Genomic DNA, 16,795 nt, shown 5'->3' on the forward strand with positions numbered 1-16,795 from the left:
ATAAGTGTTGATGCCGGACTCTTTAAAGAATAGACATGATAATAGTATGATAAAAAACAAAAAGTACTTCCTTCATAGTCTTTTGGACAATTTTTTGCATTTATGGCGACAGCTCAACTTTGAAGTGCCACACCCGCATATCCAGCATGACGGTACTCCTGAAACACCATTTCAGGACGTTGGCTGGAATATTAACATATAAACAGGGAAATCTTATCGATGGAGATGTACAGTCTTGAGTTTATTAGTGCTATCAAAATGTGGTGGTTTCAGTGCTATCGCCCCTGTAGGGCCTTGCTTCTAAAACTTCCTGGGGTAATGCCTATCACCTGTTTGAATTCTCGAATGAAATGGGCTTGGTCATAAAAGCCGGCGTGATAGCCTATCTCTGTAAGAGACTTATCTGTTTCCTGCTTGAGTAGTTCCCGGGCGAAGGCTGTGCGCTGCAAGATACTGTAATTCTTGGGAGACATGCCTAAGTTTTGCTGGAACAAACGTTCGAGTTGGCGCTGGCTGATATCTATCTCGGTCAATAAGTTGCGGATCTCTCCCTGGCCTTTTTGGGCGGTTATCCAGTGCAGTGCATATTTCATCCTCGGCTCCATTGCCTTGGCCAATGATTCATGACCTGCCAGATATTGCATCAGCCTGGTTTCCAGAAGCGCAATGCGTTCCGGCGCTGTTGCCAGTACGGCCAGGCGCTGCGCCAGTTCATCGCTGAGCAGCACCAAAGACAGGTCGGCCGGTGTCAGGGTTTGCCCCAAGATTTCCGAAAGGGGGGATTTTAAAAATGCGCGTCCGCTGCCAGGCCAGAAGCGGATCCCCAAAGCATCTACTTGACCTGACAACTCCAATCTGGTGCTTTGCCTTGTGGGCCCCGTCACCAGGCACAGCGATTTATGCAGCAAGCCATCAAAGTGCATCGGGGCGCCAAAATTGAAGATGATGCCTGTGCCTCCTTCGGGATGCATAAATTCTGTCGATAGTGACTCAGGGCCGGCTGGTCTAAAAATCTGCCAGTAACAACTGATATAAGGCCGCAGTAGAGCACAGGGCTGATAACGCTGAAAACCAAGATGTGGCAATGTCGACATATTACTGTGCTCCATCAACTGGGGGCGGGTATATCAAAGCTCGGCTGGGCAAAAACACGGTACCCCTCACTGCATCTTAATGAAATGTCGAAAATCTACAATTCGCATTTTCCATCATTAGCTAATATTCCAGCAGCCGTGATACCTGGCATTTCATTGCGTAACCAATTCAAGGCGACTTTGTATCTCAGTCAGGTAAACCTCCTTGGTCCCCACGGCCTTCATTTAGCCATTACCTGATATGGGAATACAGCATGACGCATTTACCCTCTAAGCTATCCAAGTTATTGATTGTGGGTCTTTTAACCCAGCTTCTGTCTGTTGTGTTTGGAGGGCAGGCCTCGGCGGAGGATGATTTTGCCGCCGAAGGGGAAAGAAGGGCCAAACTCGCCGGTAGCGAACTCATTGGCACACCGGCGCCGCAGCGAGTGCTGACCACTCTGACCGGAGAAACGCTCAATCTACAACAGCTGTATGGCAGCAAGCCTGTATACATCAAGTTTTGGGCAACTTGGTGTGTTCCATGTCGCCAGCAAATGCCGGGGTTTGAAAAAATTTATCAGCAGTACGGTGAGAAGTTGCAAGTGATCGCCGTGAATACCGGTATCAGTGATGACATCAATTCCGTCGGGGCTTTTGTGAAACAGGCCGGTTTGAACATGCCGGTGACCATAGACGATGGCACTCTGGCCAGGGCGTTTAAGCTAAGGGTAACCCCGCAGCACTTTTTGGTTGATAGGAGTGGCCGTATTGCGTATGTGGGGCATCAGGATGACGAGGCGTTTCATCAGGCGTTGGAAGCGGTTATCGCAGACAAAGGCGAAAACAAGGCGCCGCTCAGCGTCACTGTTGCTGAAAAAGCTTCAGGCTACGAAGTTGGCGATAAGCTTGCCTCTTTGAGATTGAAGTCGATTGACAACATTGACTACCCGTTGCCGTCCACAACCCGGCAGGGTAAAGCTACCGGGCTCGTGTTCTTTGCCCCCTGGTGTGAGTGGTACCTGGCTGAATCAGAGCCGGATACCGCCAAATCGTGTCGATTGGTGCGGGAAATGGTTGAGCAGTCCGTCTCCAATGGCAAGTCTCAATGGTTGCATATTTCCACTAACCTCTGGTCATCCCGGACAGATTTGGTCGAGTACCAAACCAATTATCAAACTCGTTTGCCAATTGTTTTCGATGAGGAAGGCAGCCTGTTTGGGCAATTCGGTGTTACCCAGTTGCCGACCATGGTCTTTATCGATGAGAGCGGCAAAGTCACTGAAAAGGTTAGCCGTCAGGCACCTGACTTTGCCGAACGCCTCCAGGTGTTACTCAGTGGTAAGTAAAGCGGTTGGAGCGCAGAACATACAATGAAAACCACCTCGTTATGGATGCAAATCATTACTGCTTGCCTGCTCATGGTGTGTTCTGCAATGTCAGCGCAAGCCTATGAAGATGAAGGCCAAAAGATAGCGGCATCACTTTTACTTGAGTCTCGCATGCCAGCGGCCGGAACCGAAACCACCTTGGCAATACGTATGTCTCCCCAGGCGGGCTGGCATGGCTACTGGTTAAACCCAGGGGACGCCGGGTTCCCGCTGCAGCTGCAATGGCATCTGCCTGAAGGGGTAACGGTTGGCGAGCTGCAATATCCCGCTCCCGAGCAGTTGCTGGCAAGTGACCTGATGAATTACATCTATCACGGCGACTATGCCTTATTGGCACCATTGGTTATTGCTGATGATATTGCGGCGGGCACACCTATCACCCTCGCCGTGGATATTCGCTATCTGGTGTGCAGTCCCAAGTTGTGCGTGCCCGAGCAGCAGCGATTACAAACCCGGTTCATAGTAGGGGAAAAGGGAGCGCCCAAGAAATATCTTAAGACCTTTAATACATGGCGACGGTTGATACCAAGGCCTGCCGCGGCGTCGGCAGATTTTACTGTTCACAAGGATCAGTTTGTATTGTCGCTGCCGTTACCTGAATCTACCACTCTGGCCGAGGAGCCGCACTTTTACCCCGAGGTGAACGGGGTGCTATCCAACACGGCATCACAATCCTTTGTTCGAAAAGGCGATCGCCTCTTTATGCAAACCGTTGCCACTGAGGGCAATGTCAGCGACTTTTACGGGGTGCTTTCCTTGAATGAGACGCTGGCAATCAGAATCAAGGCTGTCCGGCAACCGGAGGGCGACTTGGTGTTTCCAACCCAGGTGAGTTTGCCGCCCGAGCAACCCGGCAATTTGCTTGCCACCTCTCTGATTGCCGTACTTGGGGCGGTACTGGGCGGATTCTTGCTGAATTTGATGCCCTGCGTATTTCCCATTCTCAGTTTGAAAGTGCTGAGTCTTGCCAATTTGAGTGATGAGCGTGTGGCCAGAACCGGGGCTGTGGCTTACACCCTTGGTGCTGTGCTGGCGTGCCTTCTCCTCGGTGCCTTCATCTTAATGTTGCGGGAGCTTGGTCATCAAGTGGGCTGGGCGTTTCAATTGCAGCGACCGGAAATCATAGTAGCGCTTATTCTGTTGATGATGGCCATAGGGCTGAATTTGGCCGGTTTGTTTGAACTGGGTACCCTGAGTTCGGGTAGTCGGTTGCAGCATAAGCCAGGGGCGGTGGGAGATTTTTGGACCGGAGTACTGGCTGCTTTTGTAGCAACCCCTTGCACCGGGCCCTTTATGGCCACCGCGCTGGGCGCTGCCCTGGTGTTGCCGACGAGCATAGGGTTGATGGTGTTTGCCGGATTGGGGGTGGGCATGGCTTTGCCCTTTTTACTGGTGGGGTTTATTCCGGCATTGCGTCAACGTATGCCCAGACCCGGTGCCTGGATGGTGACGGCAAAACGTTTTTTTGCTGTGCCCATGTTCTTGACGGCTCTGGGATTGGTTTGGGTATTGATGCAACAGTCTGACAGCCAATATGTGTTTACTGCATTGCTGTTGGTGTTGTTACTGAGTTTGGGATTATGGCTTACTGGATTGTTCCAACAGGCCGGGCGTCAAAAACCTTGGTGGCCACTGGTTTTGGTGTTAGTCATTAGCGGCGTCTCCCTGACGACAGTTGCTCCCGGAAGTGGCATCAAGGCAACTGTCACAGATGCAGAGAGAACCATGGCGTTCGATGAAGAGGCTCTCTTGGCCCTGGTAAAAGATCAGGATGTCTTTGTCTATTTCAGTGCCGACTGGTGTTTAACCTGTAAAGTGAATGAGAAGACAGCCATTGAGCGGCAGGAAACCCAAGCGGCTTTTTCCCGAGCCAATACGGCGGTGATGTTGGGGGACTGGACAAATGGTGACCCAGAGATCACTGGCTTTCTGGCAAAACATCACCGCTCTGGTGTGCCCTTATATCTTTGGTATCAAAGAGGGAACCTGCAGCCACAAGTATTGCCGCAAGTGTTAACTTCCTCAATGCTGATTGAAAAAGCCGCAGGAAGAGCAACAAATTAGTGACGGTAAGTCATAGCCGTCTGCCTCTTGGCAAAGTCGCCAGCTCAAACATAAGCGCCGAGCTGGCGATAACTCGAATACCCTGACTGAGATAGAACGAATCCGGGGCTTCAGTATGGCTTGCTGAGCCACTAGGCAAGGTTCAGTCGGTAACTTGAAATAACCGCTTAATCAGCTTCCAGAATGTCGTTATCGTAAAGAGCACTGGCTTGCTTCAGGGCGTCAATATCATTTGCGCAAAGATATTGTTTAAGGTGATTGAACTTGTCTTCGGGCCAGTCATAAATCTTTAGAGCCAGAAGTTCTTCAATAATGGCTTTATCAAAGCGATATTTCACCGTTTTGGCAGGCGAGCCAGCCACAAAGCTGTACGGCTCAACATCGTGAGTGACAACACTGTTTGCGGCAACAATGGCACCTTCGCCAATGGTGACCCCAGGCATGATCATGGATCTCATGCCCAGCCATACCCCATCATGAATATGTGTATCACCTTTGCCGACATAGGCATCTTCGATAAAGTCCATAAATGGGTATAAACAAAACCAATCGGCTCTGTGAGTGCTGTTTCCACCCATCAAGATAACCACTTCCGGGGCGATGCAAACATGAAGTTTATCGATTGTCCATGCCAACTCCCAATCGCGGCTGATCTCATCCCCTTGAAGATATCGTACGACGGACTGTTCAAAGCCCGAGTCCCAGCAGTCACTGTAATAACTGTGTTTACCCTTGATAGTGATGTTGGGATTGGTGACAGCTTCATGCAGTAAGGTCACTTTTGACCAATGTTTGTTACTCATAATAGATACTCTGGAATTCTGTTTAACTGAATGAAAGCCCGCTGATTTCAAATCTCCATTTACCTTGGAGTTACATTTGCATCTAACAAGCCATATATTTTTTAATGTCGATTCTGGATTTGTAATAACAATATTTATTCAATGGTTAATACTGTCTTGTGTTAAATTTAATGGCGCATCTTTGGCTTTTTGTTGCCTGCGAAAGCAAGTGCCAGCTTGGAAATTAATAATTTTTACGCTTCATAGCCGCCGGCATGAGATACGAACCTTCTCTGTATGGAAATATTAAAATGCTCATCATTCCTGTGCTGCTGCAAGTATTTTATAGGCAGCTTCAACCCGTGTGCTAATGGGATAACTCTTATTTGCCAACATCACTATGGCCAGTTTTTTGGCCGGAATAAAAGCTACATAAGCACCAAAACCGCCGGTGGAGCCGGTTTTGTTTATCCAGACTTCCCCCGTTTTTTCAACGATATCGTCGCTGGCCTTCACTTTTGTTGGTTGCGATGCCATTTCTCTTGAGTTTCCTTCAAGTAATTTACTCAAGGTCAGTGGATATTCGTATATCTCCCAGCCCAACGCCTGGGTGAAGCTGGCTGTGTCATAATAGCCCTTGTGAGTCTCTTTGATGGCTGCAGCTATTTGAGGTGACAAAGGCTTGAGCCCCATGTTGGCCTCGAGGTAATGTAGCATATCGGCACTGGTGGATTTGACGCCATAACCCTCGGCATCAAGCATGCCTGATGACACTCGTACGGGCTCATTTTTTGCATTATAACCAAAGGCATATTGCGCCACTCTGTTATCGGGTACCTTGACGAAGGTGTTGTTCATTGCCAACTGAGGCAAGACAGTTTGCTCCATCAACTCAGAAAACTCACGTTTCATGCTCAGCGCAGCAAGATAGCCATACAAACCTATGCTGGGGTTTGAATACAGTCTATGGGTTCCGGCGGCAAATTCAGGTTGCCAGGCTTTGTAGTAAGCCAGCATCTCATCATTGGTGGTGACTTCATTGGGAAACTGCAGCGGCAACCCTCCCGCTGTATAAGTGGCGAGATTGATAAGTTTGGTATTACCAATCGGAGTCCCTTCCCATACTTTCACATACTTGGCTGCATTATCTTCCAGGCTAAATGCTCCAAGGTTTTGTGCATAGCTACCCAATATGGCGGTAAAGGTTTTGCTGATAGAGCCCAATTCAAATAAGGTGTGCTGAGATACCTTAATGCCGGCATTCACATCGGCCATGCCATAGTGATAAAAATGCTGTTCTCCACCAATACTAATGGCGATAGCCATGCCGGGGATATGGTACTTTTCCATCAACATATCGGCTTGTTGGTCTACTTCATCCGTTATCGACTGGATATTTGCAGCAGGTGTTTCTGCCATAGCAAAATGAACGGAGAATCCGAGTACCATAGCCAGAAGTTTTGTCACTCTATTTATCATTTTATTTCCTTTCTAATCAGTGGTCGTTGAAACTATGTGGATAGCTTAATTTTCTTTTAAATACTATATAAGCTTCGTTAGGAAAGGTGCAAACAAGTCCCATGCGTGCTCTGCGTCGCTTTACAGCAATTGGCTTTCTGTGTTATCCGGCTTTGATAGGCCCCGGCATGCCTTCAGTCAAATACCTTGATCGCCAATTGCTGTATAAGCTAGAGTTCCAAGAGGACTTACTTGAGCCTTCCTTGGATGGATGCTCTATATTGTTATCACGTTACTATGCTGTAACCAGTGGTTTCATGATAAAAAATGTAATAATAAATGGTGTAATCATGCATACCCAGAACATTCTATTGGCAAGTTTTTCACCTTTATGTGCTGTCATTACAACTCTTAGTCCTAAAAGTAAATGTACTAACAATGCAAATACACCCAGACCATAGTGAACAACCAGTCGAACATTCCATGGATCTTTTAACAATCCTGGGGCATAAACCAGCCAATCCCAATTCGTATCTACAGACGCAAAGCTTCTGCCTAAGCCAATAACGGCTGTAATGTGTGAAGTAAAGAACACCATCACTAACAGGCCGGTAGCCAGCTGTATGGTTCTATAGCCGTCACTGGCCTTATCAGCATGTTTGGATAATAGAATAAGGCCTGACACGATTTGGAATAAGAAGGTACCTATCAGAAGTACTTCAACCAGCGGCTCTCGATAGTACAGTCTAAGGGTTTCCATCACTTGAATATGAGTTGTTCCGCCCCAGTTTGCAGCAAGATGATTGGTAAGGTGAGCGGCAATAAAAACAACGAGTATCAGAGAGCTTATGCCATGTGCAACTCTTAAGCTTGCTGGAACTGTCTTAACTGCGGATAAGTCTCTGGTGTCAGATTTTAGGAATATAAATGCCGCAATGGCCCAAAAAGTGTAATAGACAAATAATTCCGCCATCATCCCCATTCCAAGCATGTATAGGATGACCCCGATAAGGGTGAACAGGGATGGGACAATGACACCAAGAAGGACAAAGTGGCGATGTGATCTTTCGGTATCGTCAGCCGCGGGTGTTTGTCTCAGGCGGATGGAAAGATACATTGCATAAATAGGAGTACCAAACGCCATGGCTAGCGCTAGTAATGATACGCTTTTATTGAGTTCTCCGACGTTACCTAGATAAAATCCTTTAAGAAACCAAGGGTAAAGGAAAATGAGTAATATGAGTGTGTATATAGGAAGTGGAAGTGAACGCATATATTCTCCAGTGAATTGGTGTAGATGTTGTTCTCTTTAAGTTTATCTAAACTGGGATGTATAGCACTCAAAAACTCTAATGCTATGAGATTGTACTGCTTTAAATTTCTTGAGAGAAGTGAATTCCTTTTGGGAGAAAATCATTTCTAAAATAAAATCGTTGAGCAAGCGCATTCCCCATTCCAGTATCTAATACTAGATGAGCACATGACATGGATTGAGCTTCTTCACGCAAAAAACTGATAATCTTTTCTCCCAGACCTAAGTTACGAGCATCACTCGACACGATTAGATCGTCGACATATAAAAACCTACCATAAAGGAGGTTTTCCAAATAGCGATATCCAGCTAAGCCAACAATATCTTCATTTTTATATGCTGCGAGCAAATGGTAACTTGACTCACGTTGATGTAATATCTGCAAACCAAATGTCTCAGCATCAATCAAATGGGAACGAAGCTGTTTCATTATGATGAAACAACTCTTTATTTCTTCTAAACTTTCCATGTGCTTAAATGATAAGCTATCCATATCTACTCCTTATAATTATGAAAAATAAGCCGTACCCATACTTTTATATAGGATTGATAGAATTTAACATAAAGAAGAAGTTTGAGTGACGATGATTGTAATCAAATTCAACTTCTTGACATTCTCATAGTTATCTTTAGATCAGGAAATCTCCTATAACAAAATGCTACTATAATGCTTTTTTAGATGTGAACGAATTTCTTCATTTATATAATCCATCTTTTTAGCTAGTGCATCTGCTTTCCTGGCAGAACCTTCGAGTATGAAAACGTAGACATCATTTAAACCAATTACAGAAAAAATTTCTCTTAGATAAGGAGTAAAGAAGTCAGGTTGATATGCTTGATCTCCTTTAAAGTAACCTCCAGCAGAAGCAATAATGTAAACTGGCTTACTCTTTAAGGTTCCTATCTTACGTTCTTTTGATACTTCAAATGTCCGTCCAACTCTTACAACATGATCTATCCAACATTTTAATCCAGACGGTAACGAAAAGTTATGTATAGGAGAAGTCACTATTACTATATCAGCCAATGTCAAGGAGGATATAAGGCTATTAGAAAGAGCTAAGCTTCCTTTTGATTCATCAGTCACGAGTCCTTGTGAGCAGAGAGCCATTGCATAATCAATATCAATTGGTGGTAGAGAGGTTACATCCAATTCATCAATAATCGATGAAGCACAAAAAACTTCATTTATCAGCTGTTCAGCGATTAGATAAGAGCTAGCAAGCCGCTGCCTAGGGCTAGCATTAATTAATAAAATTCTCATTGCGTTTACGTCTAACACTATTAGTGTAGACATAATAGCTAGCTATGTGCTCTAATCAAAGGACCATATTTCACTATAAAATATAGTCCAAGATATGAAAAGCGGAACTAAGCAGTTTGCATATGAACAAGTTTATCAGCGCATAAAAGAAGCGATCTTAACAGGGACATTAAGTTCGGGAGATAGAATTCCATCAAGTCGAGCTTTAGCTGTTGATATGGGTGTTTCGAGGGGGACGGTTGAGGAAGGGTACTCACGGCTAAAATCCGAAGGATACATTGAATCCAATGGAAAATCTGGTACAAAAGTCAGTGCAAATTTGCATACTATAGATGTAGAAGTCCATCAATACTCCCCCCTTCAATCTCTATCTCAAAGTAAGTTTGATTGCGAAATCCCGTTCAAGCTAGGTATTCCCGCCATGGATTGCTTCCCTCGCAAAGTATGGTCTAAAACTATAGCAAAATGTGCAAGAGAGACCAAGGTTATTGATCTTTATCAAAAAAATCCTCAGGGAATATTGGATCTAAGAATAGCCATTGCTAGATATTTGCAGATGTCAAAAGGTATCCAGTGTAAACCTCATCAAATATTTATAACTACAGGTTATATAAATTCTATAAATTGGATAGTGCAAGCTCTATTAAGGAATAACTCGAAGGTTGTCATTGAGGACCCAGGGTATCCGTTAACAAGAAAATTGTTGAGAAGTAACGGGTTGGTTCCCGAACCAACAGAGCTTGATATGGAAGGGTTAATCATCCCTCCCGATGGGAGTTTTTCTGCTGTAATTGTAACACCTGCACATCAGAGTCCAACATGCATTGCCTTGTCATTGCGGCGTCGAAAGGACTTGTTAAAGTGGGCCACAAGAAATGAAGCATGGATTATTGAGGATGATTATGATGGAGACTTTTGTAATGGACAACATAATAATCCTGCACTGAAAAGCCTTGATGTCAATAATAGGGTTATTTATATGGGGACGTTTAGCAAGGTCCTTTGTCCCAGTTTGAGGCTGGCATATTTTGTTGTGCCTGAATATAAAGTGGAAACTTTTCTCAATATTGCTGATTTGCATTCAAATAATGTATCTGAATTTACACAGAGAGCAGTAACATTGTTTATGATTGAAGGACATTTTTACCGTCATATTCAGCGTATGAAGGAGGTGTATAGAGTGCGCAGGATGTTTACTTTAAAAGTTTTAAAGTCCATTTTGAACGAAGTGAGTGTTATTCACCCGGATGGTGGTATGAACATTACATTATTGTTAAGTTTAAATAAGTGTACAGATGTAGAACTATCAAAGTATCTCTTAAAAAAAGGTCTTCATGTTGAACCGTTATCTTCATGGTCAACAAGTGAAAAGAAACAAGGGATTATAATTAGCTATGCCAATATTGAGAATGAAGATGAATGTAATAAGCTTGTTGTGAAAATAAAGGATGTCCTTCAGGCTTTATGACTTTGTATTGTTAAGGGTGTCATTTGCGACTTGCATTGACACATCTTGTTGAAAAGTAAAATTATCCTTTTTGATAAAGCTGTCTAATATTTAATAAAAGTAAGATGGATAACTTACATTCTGCATACTAATAGTCCCATCATCAAATACAAAACTGTGCAGTTATGTGATGCATCTTCGAATAAATGACTTCATATGCGCCAGATTAAGTCGCAATAGCTTAATCCCATAATGAGCGTCAATATGATGAATAAAGTTGTTGGTATTTATTTTTCCAAAAAAACGTATTCCAGCTCTACGCATTACTTGCAGATAACTGCGTCGATTGGAATTGTAAAATCTTTCGACGTAAGTTGCTGGGCAAAGTAAGACAGTTTGGCTGATACCTATAGTTGCATTACTCATCGGCTGTTGGATGCTATATGACTACTTCAATCAGCTCGGCAGTGAGATCAAGCTACACCTCAAGACCGCCGAAGGCATAGAGGTAGGCAAAACCTTTATCAAGTCGCGTAATGTCAATGTTGGTGTGATTGAGAGCATTAAATTGAGTGATGATTACAGCGCGATTATTGCGACGGCAAGAGTGTCGCCGGACGCCGAGAGAATGCTCACCACAGACGCCCGCTTCTGGGTGGTAAAGCCCAGGATCGGCAAAGAGGGGATAACAGGGCTCGATACCTTGTTGTCCGGTGCCTACATAGAGCTGGAGCCGGGAAGATCTGCCGTCGCCCACTATGAATTCAATGTGCTGGAGCATCCTCCGGTGGCCTCGGCCGATGAACAGGGCATCAGGGTAGTGCTCAATAGCCGCCAGGCGGGCAAGCTCGGTGTCGGCGACCCTGTACTCTACGAAGGCTTCACTGTCGGCAGAGTGGAAAGCACCGGCTTTGATACCGATAAACGCCAGGCGTTTTACCAGTTGTTTATCAATAAACCCTATGATGAGTTGGTACGCAGCAACAGCCAATTTTGGCTGGCCTCGGGGCTGAATATGCAGCTGTCTGCCAAGGGGCTGGATCTGCAGGTGGGTTCCCTGGAGTCATTGCTCAGAGGAGGCGTCAGCTTTGGCCTGCCGGAGGGGCGTTTGGCCGGGGAAAAGGTTGAGGATGGTGAGGACCATTTCCGTCTCTATGACTCGCGGGAGTTGGCCAGTCAGAGCCTCTACAGCCAGTATTTGGAATATGTCATGTTGTTTGATGAGTCGGTGCGGGGGCTGCATGAAGGCGCCGGCGTCGAATTCCGCGGTATTACCATAGGCAAGGTGGTCAAGGCACCGCTGACGTTACAGCAGTATGGTGTTCATGGCGCAGGCCTGAGCAACGGCACTATCCCGGTATTGGTCAGAATTGAGCTGGCGCGGGTATTTGAAAACGCCGAGTCGGCGGGGCTTGAGCAGCTGCGCGCAGAAATAGACAGAGACTTGGGGGCTGGCCTGAGAGCGAGTCTCAAGACCGGGAGTCTGTTAACCGGCGCGCTGTTCATCGACTTGGATCTGTATCCGGATGCCGAGCCATACCAGGCCGGGACTTTTATGGAGTATCCACTGTTTCCCACCAAGCGTGCCGGAGTGGCCGAAATACAAAAACAGGTGGGGCAACTGATCAGCAAATTAAATAACTTACCACTGGAGAGCACTTTCCAGGGCGTCAACCATACCCTGGAAAACACCAGTGCCGCCTTGGCGCAATGGGACAAGGTGGGGCAAAAATTGGAGCAGTTGCTTAAACAACAGGAGATGCAGGCGTTACCGGGTGAGCTGCAAAACACGCTGCGGGAATTTCAAGGGTTGGCGCAGGACTATGGCCAGGACTCGGCCATGTACGCCGAATTGCAATCCAGCCTGAAACAGTTCAGGGCTGTGATGCGGGAGTTGCAGCCCTTGTCACGGCAACTGAATGAAAAACCCAACCTCTTGATCATGGGGGCAGATACTGCCGCCGATCCGACACCGAAAAAGGCCGATTGATATGCGAATTATCCTGTTTTCTCTACTGCTGGTATTGGCCGGCTGCTCCAGCCAACCCCAGGTAACCACTTACTTCTTGGGTAAAGCGCCGCAGGCAACTCCTGAAGCGAGAGCGACATCCCCTCTGCGCCAGTGCCAATGGCGCCTCGTTGGGGTGGAAATGGCCGACTTTCTGGCGGGCAATGGTTTGGTTTATCAGGTTTCAAACCATGAATTGGCTATCGCCCGTCAGCATCTGTGGGCCGGTGATATCACTGAGCAGATAAAGGTCAAGATGGCGTCTTTGTTGGCCAATGAATGCCCACGTGAGGCCTGGGTCAATATACCAGCGCAGCAGCCGTTAACCCTGACTTTAAGTTTCAACGAGTTTCACGGACGATACAGCGGCGATGCCTTGATTGGGGGCCATTGGCGCATCAGTAAGTCTTCCGGCGAACAAGTGTTGCAGGCCGACTTTCATTATGACGTGCCCCTTGCTTCAGACGGATACCCGGCGCTGGTTGAGAGTCTCTCCCTGGGGCTTGAAAAGCTGGCGCGGGATATTGATGCCGGGATTGCGAGTCTGAATCTCACTAGCGAACAGAATTTGGCTTCTTATCGCTAAGGTTTCGCCTAATTTAGCCACTGCTGCGGCTGCATCATGCGGTCACAGCAGTGTGCTTCTTTTAGAGAGTCTACTGCAATGGGAGTGGCGTCAGAACTTGGCTCTGAATCCCACTGCGGCGCTTCTTCCCGGTAATGGTGCCAGGTAACGCAGGAAACTATTGTGTGGGCGGGCATCTTCATCAGTGAGGTTATCCAAGCGGATAAACCACTCGCTGTCGAGGCCAAACAGGTTTTGCTCTATTCCCAGGTAAGCCCCCAACAGGCCATAGCTGCGGGAAGGATTTTCCAGATAAGCCACCTTGTCCTGCTTGTCGTAGTGGATATAGTTGATGCTGGCGCGCAGATCGCCATATTGCCAGCGCAGTTCCGCCCCTTGGCGGGAGGCGGGCATTCTCGGCATGCTGCTGCCCTCCATGGTACGGCGCCAGTATTCCTTCTCTTCTCCGGGGCGGGGTTCTCGCGGATTTTGGAAATCAAAGGGGTTATAACTGCCATCGTAGCGGTATACAGGTTGGTTTTTGACCCTGTCTATGAAGGCGCTCAGTTCTATGTCGCCAAAGCGTTGCCAGGGCAAACGATAGCTGACTTCAGCCTCCATACCTTCGTTATCTGTATCGGCCTGACGCCATTCTCTGACGTAAACACCACCGCGACTGACACCTGTGTTCCCCAGATAGATGAAGTCCTGATATTTGTTTTGATACCAACTGGCACTGGCGCTGAAGCCGCCATAGCTGAAGCCGGTACTGAGACTCAAAGAGTCGCTCTGCTCGGTCTTGAGGTCGCTGTTGCCTTGCTCTTCTATGAGTAAGGAAAAATGGGGATTACTGGCGTAAAGCTCATTCACCGCGGGAGCCCGTTCTGCATGGACAAAGGCGGTGCGTAACCACCAGAGGGAGGAAATATCCCAACGCAGGGTGGCGGAATAGTTTTTCAGATGAAAATCACGGGCCTTGATATTGGCTCCCGCGCCTCTCCCCGGCTGGTAATCTCCCAATTCGGGTTGATAGTCGACTTTTTCCAAGCGGCCACCGAGTTGCACACTGACAGGCCCCAGCAGAATGTCCTGCAGCAAAAAAGCGGCCTGGCGCTTGGTGTCTATTTCCGGCAGGTAATTGTCCACACCCGAGCCTTGGTGTTGGCTTTGTTCCCATTGCAGCCCCAGCGCTCCGGGAAGACGTGGATGGAGCTGGTAGCTCAGCTTGGGATTGAGTTGCCAGTTATTGAGTTCAAAGCCGTTGACGTCCAGAGCTGACATCTGCTCGTCATCCTCCTGTCTGGAGTAGACCGTGGCGAGATTGAAGTCCTGCAACCATGTCTGGTCGCTGAATCTGTATTGGTAGAGACTGTCGAATCTTAGTTGTTTGCTGTGAATGCGAATATCGCCGGTTTGCTCCAGCGTGTCAGTGGCCCTTGAGCCAAGATGCATGAATCCGGGAATGCCGCGATTACTCTCTGTATATCCTACAGAGGCGCCCAGCAGACTGTTGTCACCCAGCAAGCTGGCCCCCAGACTGCCGCTGGTCATATAGAGGCTGCTGTTGTCGACGCGACCAAAGCTGTCTATGGAGCGGTCGCGTATTTGTTGCCGCTCAACAGGGGTTGCATCAACCCAACGACTGCCGTTCCACTCCCAATCTGGCTGACTGCGTACGACCTGGCACTGATCCGCCAAGCGTGAGTCGCCCACAATCTGGCTCCAATCCTTGCAATCGCGGTCTTTACTGAAGCCGGGGATATGATAATCACTGCGTTCCCTGTGCAGTAAGTTCAAGTTAAATACCAGGCGTTCATTGCCGCCCTGAAGTCGGCTCATCAGGCTCTGATCGGCATTGTAGCCGGTTTGCAGCTCCAGCTTTCCTTGGAGGGGGCTAGTGGCTTGCTCTAATGGAATACGACCATCCTGAAGCTCTACCAGGCCGGCTATCGCCTCTCCACCGTAGAGAATGGTGGCCGCTGGCCCCTTGATGACACTAATGCTGTCGGCAAGAAAGGGTTCCACCGGGATCAGTTGATCATCGCTTATTGAGGACATGTCTCTTACCCCCAGGCCATTGAGGCCTATCAGAACCCGCTGGCCGCCAAGACCGCGGATTTGAGGGCGACCGGCTGAAGTGCCAAAAAAGCTGCTGTTGAGTCCGGGTTGTAATTTCAGAGTATCTCCCAGCGTGGCGGCTTTCTGTTCCTCAAGCTTAGGCCCCTCCATAACCAGTTTATCGGCATCGAGGCGATAGCTGAGTGAAGTTTCAGGACGTTGACCACTGACTTGCAGGTGTTCTATCTGCTCAGCTGCGACCGGCAGGACGCTGCCAAGCAAGAGCAAAGGAATTGAGTATTTCATTGGTTTGCTTTTGTAATGTTATAACGTTTCATTATTTTGTTGTTGTCATGACTTTGGAGCAAGTTCATTTACTTTTGTTTGATTTTTGTTTTGATTGTTTTATTTTTGATCTTTTGTGCGGCTGTGCAGGGAATAGACGTGCGCCAGCAAACATAGACATTGAAGTCACAGTCGAGGGAAGGGCCGTGGCAATAGACAAGCCCAAAACAATCGCTTGATGCAGTGAAGCCAGATAGGTTTTCTCTCCCGGCTTGGACGACCGCTAGCCATTGCAGGTACAATGCTATGAGCCGGGAGCCAGAGCTTAAAGCACAGGGATTCGAAACATAGGGACTCAAAGCATAGAGTCCGAGCCGATGCAGACCACTCACATTGGCAACAGACATGACCAAAACGTTCAGCCCAGATAATTCAATTAAACTCAAACGCCACTATGAATCAAAATGAACAGCTCCAAGCACAACTCCAGCAGTCGCAAGCCCGTTGCCAGGCCAATGGCGGCCGGTTGACGGCAAAGCGCAGCCAGGTGTTGAGTGTACTGCTGATGAGCGATACGCCGCTGTCTGCCTATGAGATAGCCGATAGGGTCAAGAGTGAGTTTCACCAGCAACTTCCCATAGTGTCTGTCTATCGCATGCTGGAGTTTCTCGCTGAACAGCAACTGGTACATAAGCTACTGACGCTTAATAAGTTTGTTAGCTGCGGTGCCCTCGACTGCCAATGTCATAGTCAGGCACAGTTTCTCATCTGCCAAGAGTGTCATCAGGTGGAGGAAGTGCTGCTGGAGCCCGGGATCAGTAAAGCGCTGCAACAGAGTGCCGATGCCAATCAGTTCAGCCTGGCATCGCCTCAGCTTGAGCTGCTGGGGTGCTGCAAACAATGCAGCCATAAGAGCTGAGTTGCCTGACCTGAAGTGAAAAAGCGGCAAAAATGAAAAGACAGTTTGCGAAAAGAAAAGCCTGCAATTGATGCCAACGTAGTTCACTTAAGCGGAGCTGCCTTGTGATTAACAGGATATCGGGTCTTTGATATTTTTACCGCCCTAGGCCGATTTGGCTTAGGGCGTT

At 47.4% G+C, this 16,795-nt stretch carries 13 protein-coding genes; 6 read left to right on the plus strand and 7 right to left on the minus strand.

All coding sequences use genetic code 11. The features are described 5' to 3' along the window. Positions 1-275: 275 nt before the first annotated feature. Positions 276-1,109, minus strand: coding sequence for a DUF6597 domain-containing transcriptional factor (locus tag ACMHXI_RS00460; protein ID WP_083390195.1), 834 nt, complete (start codon positions 1,107-1,109; stop codon positions 276-278). Positions 1,110-1,348: 239 nt separating this feature from the next. Here ACMHXI_RS00460 and ACMHXI_RS00465 point away from each other — a divergent pair, with 239 nt between their 5' ends. Together ACMHXI_RS00465 and ACMHXI_RS00470 are read left to right on the plus strand one after the other, a co-directional pair. Next, complete coding sequence (locus ACMHXI_RS00465; RefSeq protein ID WP_413733693.1) at positions 1,349-2,422, plus strand: redoxin domain-containing protein; 1,074 nt, start codon at positions 1,349-1,351, stop codon at positions 2,420-2,422. A gap of 87 nt (positions 2,423-2,509) precedes the next feature. Continuing rightward, positions 2,510-4,528, plus strand: coding sequence for a protein-disulfide reductase DsbD family protein (locus ACMHXI_RS00470; protein WP_413733695.1), 2,019 nt, complete (start codon positions 2,510-2,512; stop codon positions 4,526-4,528). 167 nt (positions 4,529-4,695) lie between these two features. Here ACMHXI_RS00470 and ACMHXI_RS00475 read toward each other — a convergent pair whose 3' ends face one another. The 5 genes from ACMHXI_RS00475 to ACMHXI_RS00495 all read right to left on the minus strand — a co-directional run bounded on the left by ACMHXI_RS00475 (position 4,696) and on the right by ACMHXI_RS00495 (position 9,377). After that, positions 4,696-5,331, minus strand: a complete 636-nt coding sequence (locus ACMHXI_RS00475; RefSeq protein ID WP_413733697.1) for a CatB-related O-acetyltransferase — start codon at positions 5,329-5,331, stop codon at positions 4,696-4,698. A 297-nt stretch (positions 5,332-5,628) separates the two neighbouring features. Then, positions 5,629-6,777, minus strand: coding sequence for a class C beta-lactamase (gene ampC, locus ACMHXI_RS00480; RefSeq protein WP_413733699.1), 1,149 nt, complete (start codon positions 6,775-6,777; stop codon positions 5,629-5,631). A 286-nt stretch (positions 6,778-7,063) separates the two neighbouring features. Beyond that, on the minus strand, positions 7,064-8,041 hold the full coding sequence (locus ACMHXI_RS00485; protein ID WP_101059233.1) for a hypothetical protein: 978 nt from the start codon (positions 8,039-8,041) through the stop codon (positions 7,064-7,066). Between the two features lie 100 nt (positions 8,042-8,141). Continuing rightward, positions 8,142-8,573, minus strand: coding sequence for a GNAT family N-acetyltransferase (locus tag ACMHXI_RS00490; protein ID WP_101059232.1), 432 nt, complete (start codon positions 8,571-8,573; stop codon positions 8,142-8,144). Between the two features lie 153 nt (positions 8,574-8,726). After that, on the minus strand, positions 8,727-9,377 hold the full coding sequence (locus ACMHXI_RS00495) for an FMN-dependent NADH-azoreductase (protein ID WP_208184873.1): 651 nt from the start codon (positions 9,375-9,377) through the stop codon (positions 8,727-8,729). Positions 9,378-9,438: 61 nt separating this feature from the next. Here ACMHXI_RS00495 and ACMHXI_RS00500 point away from each other — a divergent pair, with 61 nt between their 5' ends. The 3 genes from ACMHXI_RS00500 (at position 9,439) to ACMHXI_RS00510 (ending at position 13,385) form a co-directional block, all read left to right on the plus strand. Continuing rightward, the gene (locus ACMHXI_RS00500; protein WP_101059230.1) at positions 9,439-10,812 is read left to right on the plus strand and encodes a PLP-dependent aminotransferase family protein; all 1,374 of its coding nucleotides are present in this window, start codon (positions 9,439-9,441) and stop codon (positions 10,810-10,812) included. A gap of 379 nt (positions 10,813-11,191) precedes the next feature. Then, positions 11,192-12,781, plus strand: a complete 1,590-nt coding sequence (gene pqiB, locus ACMHXI_RS00505; RefSeq protein ID WP_208184885.1) for an intermembrane transport protein PqiB — start codon at positions 11,192-11,194, stop codon at positions 12,779-12,781. A 1-nt stretch (position 12,782) separates the two neighbouring features. Then, a complete protein-coding gene (locus tag ACMHXI_RS00510; RefSeq protein WP_071237759.1) occupies positions 12,783-13,385 on the plus strand; it encodes a membrane integrity-associated transporter subunit PqiC in 603 nt (200 codons plus the stop codon). Positions 13,386-13,475: 90 nt separating this feature from the next. Here the strand turns inward: ACMHXI_RS00510 and ACMHXI_RS00515 are convergent, their stop codons facing one another. Further along, complete coding sequence (locus ACMHXI_RS00515; protein ID WP_413733703.1) at positions 13,476-15,728, minus strand: TonB-dependent receptor; 2,253 nt, start codon at positions 15,726-15,728, stop codon at positions 13,476-13,478. Between the two features lie 433 nt (positions 15,729-16,161). Here ACMHXI_RS00515 and ACMHXI_RS00520 point away from each other — a divergent pair, with 433 nt between their 5' ends. Next, positions 16,162-16,626 (plus strand): Fur family transcriptional regulator, encoded by a 465-nt coding sequence (locus tag ACMHXI_RS00520; protein WP_045283125.1) that lies wholly within the window; start codon positions 16,162-16,164, stop codon positions 16,624-16,626. Positions 16,627-16,795: the final 169 nt, after the last annotated feature.

This window comes from Shewanella sp. BJSY2023SW005 (assembly GCF_047314585.1).
Lineage (GTDB): Bacteria > Pseudomonadota > Gammaproteobacteria > Enterobacterales > Shewanellaceae > Shewanella > Shewanella algae.